Source organism: Geotalea uraniireducens Rf4 (assembly GCF_000016745.1).
GTDB classification, from domain to species: Bacteria; Desulfobacterota; Desulfuromonadia; order Geobacterales; family Geobacteraceae; genus Geotalea; species Geotalea uraniireducens.
The window spans coordinates 4913993-4927412 of record NC_009483.1 but is presented as its reverse complement, the minus strand read 5'-3'; the positions used below and the strand labels follow the sequence as shown (position 1 = coordinate 4927412).

Annotated in this window: 15 protein-coding genes; 4 read left to right on the top strand and 11 right to left on the bottom strand. The window is 51.1% G+C overall.

Annotation, left to right across the window (positions count from 1 at the left end):
* Positions 1–8: 8 nt before the first annotated feature.
* Positions 9–395 (bottom strand): hypothetical protein, encoded by a 387-nt coding sequence (locus GURA_RS24480; RefSeq protein ID WP_011941039.1) that lies wholly within the window; start codon positions 393–395, stop codon positions 9–11.
* A 206-nt stretch (positions 396–601) separates the two neighbouring features.
* Here GURA_RS24480 and GURA_RS21685 point away from each other — a divergent pair, with 206 nt between their 5' ends.
* On the top strand, positions 602–1129 hold the full coding sequence (locus GURA_RS21685) for a YkgJ family cysteine cluster protein (protein WP_041245605.1): 528 nt from the start codon (positions 602–604) through the stop codon (positions 1127–1129).
* Positions 1130–1254: 125 nt separating this feature from the next.
* Here the strand turns inward: GURA_RS21685 and GURA_RS21680 are convergent, their stop codons facing one another.
* The 9 genes from GURA_RS21680 to GURA_RS21640 form a co-directional block, all read right to left on the bottom strand.
* A complete protein-coding gene (locus GURA_RS21680; RefSeq protein WP_011941037.1) occupies positions 1255–1671 on the bottom strand; it encodes a F0F1 ATP synthase subunit epsilon in 417 nt (138 codons plus the stop codon).
* An 86-nt stretch (positions 1672–1757) separates the two neighbouring features.
* Positions 1758–3170: a F0F1 ATP synthase subunit beta gene (gene atpD / locus GURA_RS21675; RefSeq protein ID WP_011941036.1), complete on the bottom strand. Its 1413-nt coding sequence runs from the start codon at positions 3168–3170 to the stop codon at positions 1758–1760.
* A 56-nt stretch (positions 3171–3226) separates the two neighbouring features.
* Positions 3227–4090 (bottom strand): ATP synthase F1 subunit gamma, encoded by an 864-nt coding sequence (atpG, locus tag GURA_RS21670; protein WP_011941035.1) that lies wholly within the window; start codon positions 4088–4090, stop codon positions 3227–3229.
* An 18-nt stretch (positions 4091–4108) separates the two neighbouring features.
* Positions 4109–5617 (bottom strand): F0F1 ATP synthase subunit alpha, encoded by a 1509-nt coding sequence (atpA, locus tag GURA_RS21665; protein WP_011941034.1) that lies wholly within the window; start codon positions 5615–5617, stop codon positions 4109–4111.
* A 9-nt stretch (positions 5618–5626) separates the two neighbouring features.
* On the bottom strand, positions 5627–6169 hold the full coding sequence (locus GURA_RS21660) for a F0F1 ATP synthase subunit delta (RefSeq protein ID WP_011941033.1): 543 nt from the start codon (positions 6167–6169) through the stop codon (positions 5627–5629).
* Positions 6166–6783 (bottom strand): F0F1 ATP synthase subunit B family protein, encoded by a 618-nt coding sequence (locus GURA_RS21655; RefSeq protein WP_011941032.1) that lies wholly within the window; start codon positions 6781–6783, stop codon positions 6166–6168. Before GURA_RS21655 ends, GURA_RS21660 begins: the two co-directional genes overlap by 4 nt.
* A gap of 1 nt (position 6784) precedes the next feature.
* Positions 6785–7210, bottom strand: a complete 426-nt coding sequence (locus GURA_RS21650; protein ID WP_041245604.1) for a F0F1 ATP synthase subunit B family protein — start codon at positions 7208–7210, stop codon at positions 6785–6787.
* A gap of 170 nt (positions 7211–7380) precedes the next feature.
* Positions 7381–8217, bottom strand: coding sequence for a ParB/RepB/Spo0J family partition protein (locus GURA_RS21645; RefSeq protein WP_011941030.1), 837 nt, complete (start codon positions 8215–8217; stop codon positions 7381–7383).
* Entirely contained in the window at positions 8210–8983 is a 774-nt protein-coding gene (locus GURA_RS21640; protein ID WP_011941029.1) for a ParA family protein, read from the bottom strand. Before GURA_RS21640 ends, GURA_RS21645 begins: the two co-directional genes overlap by 8 nt.
* 251 nt (positions 8984–9234) lie before the next feature.
* On the opposite strand from GURA_RS21640, the gene GURA_RS21635 reads away from it, so the two are divergent.
* Both GURA_RS21635 and GURA_RS21630 read left to right on the top strand, forming a co-directional pair.
* A complete protein-coding gene (locus tag GURA_RS21635; protein ID WP_011941028.1) occupies positions 9235–9519 on the top strand; it encodes a cytochrome c3 family protein in 285 nt (94 codons plus the stop codon).
* An 89-nt stretch (positions 9520–9608) separates the two neighbouring features.
* The gene (locus GURA_RS21630; RefSeq protein WP_011941027.1) at positions 9609–10832 is read left to right on the top strand and encodes a Tll0287-like domain-containing protein; all 1224 of its coding nucleotides are present in this window, start codon (positions 9609–9611) and stop codon (positions 10830–10832) included.
* 53 nt (positions 10833–10885) lie between these two features.
* Here the strand turns inward: GURA_RS21630 and GURA_RS21625 are convergent, their stop codons facing one another.
* Positions 10886–11599 carry a phosphatase gene (locus GURA_RS21625; protein ID WP_011941026.1) on the bottom strand — a complete coding sequence of 238 codons (714 nt, stop codon included), beginning with the start codon at positions 11597–11599 and terminating at the stop codon, positions 10886–10888.
* A gap of 116 nt (positions 11600–11715) precedes the next feature.
* On the opposite strand from GURA_RS21625, the gene GURA_RS21620 reads away from it, so the two are divergent.
* Positions 11716–13203, top strand: coding sequence for a leucyl aminopeptidase (locus GURA_RS21620; RefSeq protein ID WP_011941025.1), 1488 nt, complete (start codon positions 11716–11718; stop codon positions 13201–13203).
* Positions 13204–13420: the final 217 nt, after the last annotated feature.

Below are 13420 nucleotides of genomic sequence, written 5' to 3'. Positions count from 1 at the left end.
GCGCCAGATTAATGGGTAAGCCCGGATTTCTCTCCAATATGTGCGGCGCTCATGACCTCTTTGGCATGCTGAACAGCTTCCATTTCTTTGATTTTTTCCCCGAGCCAATAATGAATGTCCTTTGCTGTCTGATGGCTTAGGACCACTCCGGAGGTGACAACGCGGACCAGACTGCTGCTAAGATCTGCAGGGTCGGCATTGATTTCCGGGCCGATGGTGCCGTTGGCTGTTATCTCATGGGTGATGGAGTTCGGCAAGGGCTGACGTTCAAGGTAAAAGTTGACGATCAACTCACCGCGTGGTGTTACGCCGCCATGGGCACCGTTTACATAGACAGGATTATAGTCGTTGTCGTATATGTATTTGAACTTCAATTCACGTTTTTTCTCGGGCATTAGTCATTCTCCTGTGATGCTTGCAGTGATACGTCCCAGTGGGATAGAAGGGCGTTGTTATCTCGTAATATAACGGTTCATAAACTCATCTTTTATCAAAATATCTGCACTTTTACCAATAAAAACATATTTCGTGCCCTGATCAACTCTTGACCATATCAACTGGAAAGCGGTATGCTCTTGCAGTAAATGAAGAAGGAGATCGGATGGAGAATCTCAGCAACTATCGGGCATTGCTCGCCAAGGTGGACGAGCTGGTTGCCGCTATATCAGCAAAATACGACGAACATTTGGCTTGTCATGCCGGCTGCGACAGTTGTTGCCGACATTTGACCCTTTCACTGGTGGAAGGTGTTGCCCTTGCGGTTGCCTTCCATGAACTTCCCCGGGATCAGATGAATGATGTTCGGGAACGAGCCTGCAATGTCGCAGTTGATGACCCATGCCCACTTCTGGAGAACGGTCTTTGTGTTCTCTATGCTGCACGTCCCGTTATCTGCCGCACGCATGGGCTTCCGATTCTGATTGTTGAAGGCGACTCGAAGCGGGTTGATTTCTGTCCGCACAATTTTCGTGGAATCGAATCTTTACCCGGCGATGCGATGATCGACCTTGAGCGCCTGAATACGACCCTTGCCGCAATAAATGCACTATTCATCACGGCATCAGGGTTAGAAGCCGTGCAAGGTGCCGAGCGGATCTCTATCGCCGATGCGCTCCTTCTGGAAGTATAAATTTCAAAGCCCGACCAAGAACGTATAATGAAGAAAAGGCACGGTTGTCCGTGCCTTTTCAAAAAGAGGATTCAGACAAAAAAAGAGCGGCCAAGCCGCTCTTTTTTTGTCTGAATTTGGTCAATCTATTTTCTGGCAGCTTTTGCGGCAACCTGCATCCTGATCGCTGCCCGCTCAAGCGCTGCTTCGTAAATACGAAAGCTCTTATCCTCCGGCGACAATTTCTTCAGAGCTTCTTCAGCCCTGCCGAGTGCAGCCTTGGCACGTTCCAGGTCGATTTCGTCGGCTCTTTCAGCAGTTTCGACGAGCACAGTGACCTTGTCGCCCTCTACCTCGAAATAACCCCAGTTGAGGGCCATATGCTGCTGTACGCCGTCTTTTTTATAGGCGAGTTCACCGATTTTGAGGGAAGTAAGGAACGGTGCATGACCGGGGAGCACGCCGAATTCGCCGAGTGCGCCAGTAGCCGTAATTTCGTCCACTTCTTCAGAGAGAACTCTTTTATAGGGTGTTACCAGTTCAACTTTCAGTTTTTCAGCCATCTATTAAGATCCTTTGTAGGGGTACAGCCTTAGGTGTACCCTGATATGGGCGGACGTAAGGATCCGCCCCTACATTTAATTGAAAATTAAACAGCCAGTGTCTTGGCTTTTTCGATCGCTTCCTCGATAGTACCGACCAAGTAGAAGGCCTGTTCGGGGACGTCGTCATGCTTGCCCGCCACAATCTCCTGGAAACCCTTGATGGTATCCTTGAGTTCCACGTATTTGCCGGGTGCGCCTGTAAAAGCCTCAGCAACGTGGAAGGGCTGGGAGAGAAACCTTTGGATCTTTCTGGCGCGTGCAACAACAAGCTTGTCTTCCTCGGAAAGTTCATCCATACCAAGAATGGCTATGATGTCCTGGAGATCCTTGTATTTCTGCAGAACATACTGCACCTGACGTGCAATTGCGTAATGCTCTTCACCGATAACCTGCGGATCGAGAATCCTGGAGGTGGAGTCGAGAGGGTCAACTGCCGGGTAGATGCCGAGCTCGGCAATCTGACGGGAAAGAACCGTCGTTGCATCCAAGTGAGCGAAGGCCGTAGCCGGAGCAGGGTCGGTCAAGTCGTCGGCAGGGACGTAAATAGCCTGAACGGAGGTAATGGAGCCTTTGTTGGTTGAGGTAATCCGCTCCTGCAACTCGCCCATTTCCGTGGCCAAGGTCGGCTGGTAACCAACGGCGGAAGGGATGCGGCCAAGAAGCGCGGACACCTCTGAACCGGCCTGTGTGAAACGGAAAATGTTGTCAATAAAAAGGAGAACGTTCTGACCTTCTTCGTCACGGAAGTATTCTGCGATCGAAAGTGCGGAAAGGGCAACGCGGGCACGGGCTCCCGGAGGCTCGTTCATCTGACCGTAGACAAGGGCAGTTTTTTCAAGAACGCCGGATTCTTTCATTTCCATCCAGAGGTCGTTTCCTTCACGCGTACGCTCGCCAACACCGGCGAAAACGGAAAAACCACCATGCTGCATGGCGATGTTATTGATAAGTTCCATGATGAGAACGGTCTTGCCAACACCGGCGCCGCCGAAGAGGCCGATTTTACCACCCCTTGCATAAGGAGCGAGGAGGTCAACGACCTTGATGCCGGTGGTGAACGCTTCTACTTTGGTAGACTGATCGACGAAAGCAGGAGCTTCACGATGAATGCCATACTCTTTTTCCGCGCCAACCGGACCCATCTCGTCGACGGGATCGCCGATAACGTTGAGAATGCGGCCAAGGGTCTTTCTACCAACAGGAACAGAGATCTGCTTGCCGGTATCGATTGCTGCCTGTCCACGTACCAAGCCATCGGTGGAATCCATAGCGATGGTTCTGACTGAATTTTCACCGAGATGCTGAGCTACTTCCAGCACCAGATTATTCTCTTTGTCGTCGATTGACGGATTGGTGACCCGGAGAGCATTGTAGATTGGCGGCAATTTGCCCGGTTCGAATTCGACGTCGATAACCGCGCCGATGACTTGCGATATTTTCCCGATGTTCTGACTCATGTAACCATTTCCTCCTGCGGCCTGTGCCAGGCCTCTATTTTTTAAACGTGAAGTAATTATCCTTTGATCGATTCAGAGCCGGAAATGATTTCCATCAACTCGGTGGTGATGGCGGCCTGACGTGCTCGGTTGTACTGAAGAGTCAACTTGCCGATCATCTCGCTGGCATTCTTGGAAGCGCTGTCCATGGCGGTCATCCTTGCGCCGTGTTCCGACGCGACAGATTCGAGCATCGCCTTGAACATCTGTACTTCAATATGCTTCGGCAGCAGTTCGTCAAGCAGTGCAGCCTTTGAGGGCTCATAAATATATTCCGGAGCATACTCTTCTTCGGCAGCAACTTCCGGCGTCACCGGCAGCAGCTGCTCAAGGGTTATGTCCTGGGTCATGACACTCTTGAAAGCGTTAAAGAGGAGATAAACTTCATCATACTCTTCGGCAAGATAGCCGTCGATCAATTCACGGGCAATCAGGGCTGCTGTCTGATAATTGAGCGTTCCAAAAATATTTGCATAATTCTTGTAAATTTTATGACGGTTCTTGAGGAACTCATAACCTTTGCGGCCGATAGTCATCATGGACAGCTCGGTAAACTCCGAGCCGCGTTCCTTGGCGAAACGCTCCGCTGCCTTACATATATTGGCATTGAATCCGCCGCAGAGGCCACGATCAGAGCTTACTATTATCAGCAAAGCTTTACCGCCCTGCCGTTTCTCCATGAGCGGGCTGCCATCGACATCCTGACTCTTCGACAAGCGCTCCAAAACTTCTCCGAGCTTCTTGGCGTAGGGGCGTGCTGCGACAACGTTTTCCTGGGCCCGACGCAATTTGGCAGCTGAGACCATTTTCATGGCTTTGGTTATCTGCCGGGTATTTTTCACCGAAACAATACGTTTCTTTATACTCTTAAGGCTTGCCATACGTTAACCGTCCTTGGATTAAGCAGTAAATTCCTTTTTGAATTCATTGAGGGCGGCAACTATTTTGCCTTTTATGTCGTCATCAATCGCTTTCTTGTCGCGCAGATCAGCGAGAACGTCTGCTTTTCTGGTGTCAAAGAAGGTGTATAGTTCCGTTTCGTAACGACGGAGAGCTGAAACAGGATAATCATCAATGAAGCCGTTGTTGGCAGCAAAGATAATAAGAACCTGCTTCTCGTTGGGAACGGGCTTGTACTGGGGCTGCTTCAGGATCTCGACGAGACGCTCGCCACGGGCAAGCTGCATCTGGGTAGCTTTGTCCAGGTCGGAACCGAACTGGGCAAAAGCGGCCATCTCGCGATACTGGGCCAAGCTCAGACGTAGAGTACCGGCAACCTGTTTCATGGCCTTCACCTGAGCGGAACCACCGACACGGGAAACCGACAGACCGACGTTGATCGCCGGACGGACACCCGAGTAGAACAGGTCGGACTCAAGGTAGATCTGGCCGTCAGTAATGGAAATAACGTTGGTCGGAATGTAAGCAGAAACGTCACCAGCCTGTGTTTCGATGATCGGCAAGGCAGTCAGCGAACCGGCGCCGCATGCATCGGAAACCTTGCAGGCACGCTCCAGCAGACGACTGTGGAGATAGAATACGTCACCGGGATATGCTTCACGTCCGGGAGGACGACGGAGCAACAAGGAAAGTTGACGGTAGGCTACGGCTTGCTTGGAAAGGTCATCATAAATGATCAGGGCATGTTTGCCGCTGTCGCGGAAGTACTCGCCCATGGTAACACCCGTATAGGGGGAGATGAACTGGAGCGGTGCAGGTTCGGAAGCGGTTGCCGCTACAATGATGGTGTAATCCATTGCTCCGTGCTCCTGCAGCTTGCTTACAACCTGGGCAACAGTCGAACGCTTCTGACCGATCGCAACATAGATACAGACGACGTCGCCACCCTTCTGGTTGATGATCGTGTCGATGGCAACGGCGGTTTTACCCGTCTGACGGTCGCCGATGATCAATTCCCGCTGACCTCGCCCGATCGGAACCATGGAGTCGATTGCCTTGAGCCCGGTCTGCATCGGCTGATGAACAGACTTACGCTGGACGATGCCGGGTGCCTTTACTTCCACCTTACCGAACTTATCGGTATTGATGGGGCCTTTGCCGTCGATAGGCTGGCCGAGTGCGTTGACAACGCGACCGATTAGCGCCTCGCCGACAGGAACCTCTACAATTTTGCCGGTCCGCTTGACCGTGTCGCCTTCTTTAATCTCGCTGAATTCGCCGAGAATGGCGGCACCGACGTTATCTTCCTCGAGGTTGAGAACCATGCCGGAAATCCCGCCGGGGAATTCGAGCAGCTCACCCGCCATGGCCTTATCAAGGCCGTGAATACGGGCAATACCATCGCCGATGGAGATAATGGTGCCGGTTTCTGCTACAGCAACCTCAGTACCATACTCCTTGATCTGTTTTCTGATAATCTCGCTGATTTCTTCCGCTCTGATTTCCATAGAAACGTCTCACCCCTTCTGTAATATATCTTGAATTTTCGCTAACTGCGTTTTTACGCTACCGTCAAAAACCTTGTCCCCGATCTTGGTAACTACACCGCCGATCAGTGAAGGATCCACTTGTACCTTGAGCATGACTTTCTTGCCGGTGGTTTTTGTCAGAGAGGTCTTAATCTCCTCGATCTGGCTTTCTTCCAGCGGCAGACCCGACGTCAGTGTCGGACGGACAACCCCGGAAAGGTCATCGGCGAAGTTGCCGTAGCTTTCTGTTATCTGCGGCAGAAAGGCAAGTCTGCTTCTGTCAAGCAGCAGTTGTAGGAATTTGGCAACACTTTCCGATAGCGCAAGCTTGCCAATTATTTCCTTGAGAATTTCCCTTTTAGCTTCGATCCCGTAAGCTGGATTGCTGAAAACGGAGGTAAGGCCGGCATTTGCAGCAAGCACGGTGTTGAATTGAGTCAACTCGCTGTTAAACTTGTCGACCTGACCCTCTTCTGCACCTATCTGTACAAGGGCCTTGGCATAACGTCTGGCAATTGCATTAGTACTCAATGTAGCGTCACCACCTTGGAGATATAGTCGCCAACCAGTTTATCCTGATCATTCTTTGTAATGTTTTCTTTGATCTTTTTCTCGGCAATTTCAACGGCGAGACGGGCAGCTTCATCGCGCAATTCAATCCGTGCCTTGAGAATTTCCTGATGCGCTGCTTGTTGTGCCTGTTCCTTAACCTTTTCTGCTGCTGCTTTTGCTTCAGCGATGATGCGGACTTTTTCCAGCTCCCCTTCCTGCTTCATTGCTGCAGACATCGCTTCAATTTCCTTGTTTGCCTGTTCAAGCTTCTCATTATATTCAAGGAATTTCTTTTCAGCCTGTTCTTTTGCCTCTACAGCTTCTTTGAGCATCTTCTCAATGTTGGACTGCCGCTCTGCCAGCGACCCCTTGACATTTGCTTTTTTCAGCGCCCAGACAACAATGGCGAGAAGGACAGCAAAATCGAGACAGCGCCAGGCAAAATCTTTCATCTGCTTGGCTGTGTCCACATGGTGCGCGCCTTCGCCACCTTCGGATGCGTAACCGGCGGCAGCAAGGCCGACCAGTAACAGGCAGGTAGTAACCGTTATCGTGCTGGATGATGTTAATACGGATTTACGAGTGCTTGTCATTCTAGAAACTCCTCCCAAGAACTTTCTCACAGATTTCAGAAGAAAGGGACAGTGCCTGCTCTTTAAGGAGTTGTCTGGCGTCGGCTGCCTCTTTAGCTACTTTGTTCTTGATGGCGGACAGGGTGTCGGCGGCCTCTTTTCTCGCTTTATCCAGGATCGCGGCTTCTTCCGTCTGAGCCTCTTTTTTCAGAACAGAACGCTCGTCAGTGGCGCGGGCTTTGATTTCACGCATCCGTGCCTCGTAGAGAGCAAGTTTCTCCTGCACTTCTTTGTCAACGGTTGCTGACTTCTCTTTGGCGCCACTGACTTCCGCTTTTCTGTCGGCGAGAACTTTTCTGATCGGTTTGAACAAAAAGAGATTGAGGACCAGCATCAGCAGCAGAAAATTAACTAACTGGAAAAGAAAGGACATGTCTAAATTAATCACCCAACCACCTCTTGCCGTTTAATAGTTTTTGTGCAATTGCTAATTATTTGGAAGATACGATTTGTTCAGGAGGTAAAACACGTGATAGCTACCATACGCTAATATATATGTCAAGTGATTTGTATTGAAAGCAGGGTCAAATAATTTAAAAAACGGGTGCGGATGGCAGCTCACAAATTTATCAGATCAATGAGGCGTGTCAGCTCCTTCTGGTCGCTATAACTGATTTCAATTTTTCCACCCTTGCCTATCTGGCGAACTTTAATCTTGGTTTTGAAATGACGCTGCATCTGCTCGATAAGGTCAACCATTTGCAGGTCGGGCTGTTTTTTCGGTTTAGCGACCTTGTTTGCCTTCATATCTTTTACAAGAGATTCGGTCGCCCTGACTGTTAGTTTGCGCTTGATGATCGTTTCCCGTGCATCTTTCATCTGCTCAAGAGTATCAAGGGTTAACAGTGCCCGTGCGTGACCCATGCTGAGCCGATCTTCGATTACGTCCAGTTTTATCTCTGACGGCAACTTGAGGAGGCGCAGTGAATTGGCGACGGTGGAGCGGTCTTTCCCGACTCTCTTGGCCAACTCTTCCTGGGAAAGATCGAACCTTTCGAGAAGGGCGTGGTAGGCTTCGGCTTCTTCCACCGCATTTAGATCTTCCCTCTGGATATTTTCGATCAGCGCCATTTCCAGTGCAGTATCTTCAGATACGTCCTGGATGACCACCGGCACTTCGCGGAGCCCTGCTTTCTGTGCTGCCCGCCAGCGTCTTTCGCCGGCAATCAGCTCGTAATGGTCGCTTTTGCGCAGCACGACGAGCGGCTGGATGATGCCCTTTTCGCGGATAGAGGCTGCCAGCTCCTCCAACTTGTCATGGGTAAAGGTTTTGCGTGGCTGGTTTTTGTTGGGACGTATCTCTTCAATGGGGCAGGAAAAAAATTTTCTGCCTTCTTCCTCGACAACAGGGAGGAGTGCTGCCATCCCCTTGCCGAGGCCGGTTTTCTTAACCATGATGCACCTCCCGGCCGATTATTTCTTTGGCAAGATCCATGTAACTTGTGGCACCGCGAGACGTTATATCGTAGAGGATTATGGGTTTGCCGTGGCTTGGTGCCTCGGAGAGCCGGACATTCCTGGGAACTACGGTGGTGAAGGTTTCCTTTTTAAAGTGAGACCGTATCTCCTCGCTCACTTGATGGGAGAGGTTGTTCCTGGCATCGAACATGGTGAGAAGAATACCTTCAATCTTGAGGGAAGGGTTCAGCCCTTTCTGAACCAGGCCAATGGTTTTGAGTATCTGGGACAGCCCTTCCATTGCGTAGAACTCGCATTGCAGGGGGATCAGTACCGATTCGGCGGCAGTCATGGCGTTGACGGTCAGGAGCCCTAACGAGGGGGGACAGTCGATGAGAATGTAGTCGTAGGAATCGACCAGCGCTGCCAGTGCATGTTTGAGTTTGAGTTCCCGGCCGATGATGGAGACCAATTCCAGCTCTGCGCCTGCAAGATCTGAATTTGCCGGGAGAATATCCAGGTAGGGGAATGATGTCTTTAAGACGATTCCGGCGGCGTCGGCATCATCGATCAAGGCATCATAAACCGTTTCCGCAAGGTTGCGTTTATCGATTCCTACGCCGCTTCCGGCATTGCCCTGCGGGTCCATATCTACAAGGAGGGTCCGTCTCTCAGCCACTGCCAGAGATGCTGCAAGATTGACCGATGTGGTAGTTTTACCCACACCGCCCTTCTGATTGGCTATGCAGATGATTTTTGCCATATGCTGTTATTTCCGATTTTGGTGATTGTGAAGTGATCGTTCGGTAATCAGGGATATACAAGGATTTCAAAGTCAAGGAAAACTAACACATTACAATCCTTATTGAAAGTTTTTTTTCGGAAGCGGGGGTGCTTACGCGGGTCGACAAGGAGGAAGCTGGTGCTCTTTATGGCGATATTTGACTTTAGTCAAGGTACAACGAGCTCCGGTTGTTAAACTCCGCTAAAGTCAACTTTAGAAAGGAGTATCTGATGGGGAAAAAGGTTATGTTTGCAGTGGTTGTATTTGGCTGGTTCGGTATTATTAACAATGCTGCAGCATTTCAATGTAACGAATGCCACAGCAAAAACCCGGCGATGGTTCGCATGCACAAGGCATTACAGGGACGAGGCTGCTTTGATTGTCATAAAATCGGAGAAAAACTGATGGGGAAAAGCCAACCGAAGGACCGTGATTCGCTCTTGAAACGGCGGGTCGCAGATCCCCTATGTGCAGGATGCCACACAAGCAATACCTCATCAGCGCCGACAAGGTAACCTGCGACAAACGCAAAAACTTCCGTCTGCTTGCTTCTGATAAGGCGCCGGGTATACTTTCTTGAGAAACCACCCTCGCGGAGGCCCGTATGTCCTGGTTTGCCACCATGAAATTGAGCGCCAAGTTCAACCTGATCATGTCCAGCCTGTTAATCGTCTTGTTTCTTGCCGCCGCGTTCTTTACCTATAAGCGCGAGCAGTTGCTAATTATGAAGGTGGCGGTCGATAACGCGCGTCACATTGCCAAGCAGATAATTGAAACCCGGGACTACATCTCCAGCGTGGTGCGGGGCGAGCCGGAAGGGAATTATGCCCTTGTCCCGCAGGTGGTGGCTACACAGGTAGCAAAAAGAATGACCACCGGCAGTAAATATTACGTGCGCCAGGTTTCATTGCGCTATCGCAATCCTGAAAACCGCCCCGATGATTACGAAACGGAACAGTTAAAGAAATTTGCCGGTAAAGCCATCAGAGAGTCGTATTCGGTAGTCGAGGTTAAGGGCGAGCAGTCTTTTCGTTATATGCAGTCAATGGTGGCGGAAAAATCATGCCTTGAGTGCCACGGAACCTACGATCAGGCCCCCTTGTTCATACGCAACCGTTTCCCGCGCGGCCATTATTCTTACAACTATAAACTAGGTGAGGTCATCGGGGCCGTTTCGGTGACCATTCCAATGGCCGAGCTGTATCGTGAAATAGGTACAAACCTGAAGGTTGACCTGATATACCGCGGAGGTATATTTTTTGTCATTATTGTGATAATGGGGGCCTTGATTAGGCGGAACATCATCAATCCGATCAAGATGCTGTCGGAGAGCATCACCCAGGTAACGAGAACCGGCAGCTTTGCCGATCGACTGCCGAAGAAGTCGGATGACGAAATCGGCCAGCTCATTAATTCATTTAACGAAATGATGGCGGAGCTGGAGCGCAAAATAGAGCAAAGCAGGGAATCCGAAGAACGTTACCGTAAATTCATTGAGATTGCCAAGTCTGCGGTTGTCACCTTCATGCATGACGGGAAAATTGTCATTGCGAATCAGAAGGCCGAGGAACTATTCGGTCTTCCCCGCCAGGAACTGTTGGGGGAAATCGTCTATAATTTCTTCGAGAACAGCGAAATGCTGAGGGAAGAAGTTTCCGATTATCTGCGAACCGGCGAGGAGAGGAAAGGCGCTGCTCGGACAACCATGCAAAAGGTGCGTGATGTCAAAGGCGTTTCAAGGGAGGTAGAAGTGGCCCTTTCAGCGACCCAGACGGAGCATAGGCCGATGATAACGGCGATCTTGAGGGAACTCACCAGCAATAAATGATCTTTGATTCAGAACCAGGCAGATATGTTTGCTTGTGAAGCATCGCTACCGGTTCATGCATCCAGTTCCAGAAATGCCAGAAGTCGAGCCATGGACGAATTTACTACCTGGCTCTCGTTAATACCGGTCTTTGCAAGAAGGGCGAGTGCATCGTCGAAGACGCCAACTCCCTGGGCAATATGGGCGTCGCTGCCGATAACCAGGGGCGAGCCGTAACGGGCAATGAGTGCCGCAAGTTTTTCACAGTTTGGCCTGCTTCCTTCGCGACTGATGCCGAGGGAGGAATTGTTTATCTCCAATGCGGTCCCGGTTTCCAGCGAGGCTTTTACAACCGTTTCATAATCGAGCGGGAAAACCGGATTACCCGGGTGTGATATCGCCTTGATCCGCGGATTTGCCATGGCGTTGATAACGGCTTCGCTGTTTCTTTCAATTCCCTGATTATCAAAACCGCAACCTTCGTGCAGTCCGGCCATGACAAAATCGAGACGTTCCTGATAGCGATCCGTTAGATCGATACTGCCATCTATATCGAGGATGTTTGCCTCGACGCCGAGGAAAATGCGTACTCCAAAAAGTTCTCTGGGGATGAAACGCATTGCTCCGAAATGATATAGGTGGGGACCGCCGGGAAGGGCGGGACCGTGATCGGTCAAGGCTATGGCTTTAAGTCCAATACTGGCGGCGGCATCAGCCAGCTCGTTGACAGTAGAGTAGGCATGTCCAGAAGCGATTGTGTGGGTATGCATGTCGGCGATTAGTTCCATGTGCAGACTATTTCACAGCGCCCAATAAATGTCAAGGAAGGCCTTGGTGGGGCTTTGCCGATTCAATCGCCATAATTCATTGCAGTGATGTAGTATATATTTCAGGAGGTTACCGGATGGAATTTGCACAGTTGGTTGACGACCCGTTGAAACATGTATGTCGGGTTCTTGTGGTGGGCTGTTATGTGGATGGTTTCAGGGGCCGGTTTTTTGACGATCTTGATGAGGCTCTGGGAGGAGGCCTCAGCTCTATCTATGAGCAGCGGGAATTTACCGGAGAGCTCAACAAAGTAAAGCTGCTTAATACCTTCGGCAAGCTCCCGGCTGAGCGACTTTTATTGGTCGGACTCGGCAATAATGAAGAATTGAACAGCGACAGGCTAAGGCAAGCAGCCGGTGCTGCGGCAACAGCCCTCCGTCCGGTTGGTGTCCGTAAGCTCTCTTCTATTCTTCATCTGGCTCGGGACAGAGGCGCCGAGACATTGACGGCAACAGTGGAGGGGTTCGCCCTGGGTTCTTATTCCTTTGACGAGTACAAAACGGGAAAAGAACCTAAAACCGATCTGGAAGAGGCCACATTGCTTTTTGCCGAGGCGGGAGACCTTGATTACAATGTAAACAAGGTCCTGGCTGAAACCGCAACGATATGCGACGCTGTCCGTTTCGCCCGCGATCTCGTGTCTCAGCCGGGGAATGTTCTTGTCCCCTCTTATCTGGCTGAAAAGGGGCGCGAAATTGCCGCAAGATATGGACTCAGCTGCACGGTTTTGGAGCGGGAGGAGATGGCGCAAAACTCCATGAACGCCCTCCTTGCCGTGGCAAAGGGATCTCATGAGCCGCCCAAGTTTATAATTCTCGAATACCGGGGCGGGGGTGAAGATGATGCTGTGACGGTTCTGGTAGGGAAGGGGGTCACGTTTGATTCCGGCGGCATTTCGCTCAAACCGCGGGAAGGCATGGAGAAGATGAAAGACGACATGGCCGGGGCAGCGGCGGTCATGGGGACCATGATGGCTGTTGCTGCGCTGAAGCTTAGCCAGAACGTCGTCGGACTGATTCCGGCGGCGGAGAACCTGCCGGGTGGCGGAGCCTACAAGCCGGGTGATATCGTCAGGTCCATGTCCGGTCAGACCATAGAGATCGTCAATACCGATGCCGAGGGTCGCCTCCTTTTGTGCGATGCGCTTTATTTTGCCCAAAGGTACAAACCAGCAGCGCTCATAGATATTGCTACCTTGACCGGCGCCTGTGTCATTGCCTTGGGAAATTTTGCCACGGGGTTAATGGGAAATGACGAAGGGTTGACGCGCTCACTGAAACGGGCGGGTGAGGTAAGTGGTGAGCGGGTCTGGGAACTACCTCTATGGGATGAATACGGTGAACTGATGGAAAGTGATATTGCCGACATGAAAAACGCCGGCGGGCCAAGCGGGGCTTCCATCTCTGCGGGGTGGTTTTTACATAAATTTGTCGGTAAGACTGCGTGGGCGCACCTGGACATAGCCGGAACATCCTGGGAAGAGAAGGGGCGTCCCTATCGGCCGAAGGGTGCGACTGGGGTCGGGGTGAGGCTGCTGGTGGAGTACCTGCGGGGATTGAAATGACGCCTCACTGCGCCTGCGATCACTTAAAACGTAGTGATCATTGGTGTCTGCGGTGTCAAAAAACAGAAAGGCCCGCGTGGAGCGGGCCTTTCTCGTTTGTGCGCCAGGCATGGCGCGTGGCGCGTAAGCGCCATCCAATTGGGTATGGTGCCTGATTGGTGACTTGGAGGTGAAAGTCCTCTTCGGACCCTGATGGTGGGAACCGATAGCTGAACAG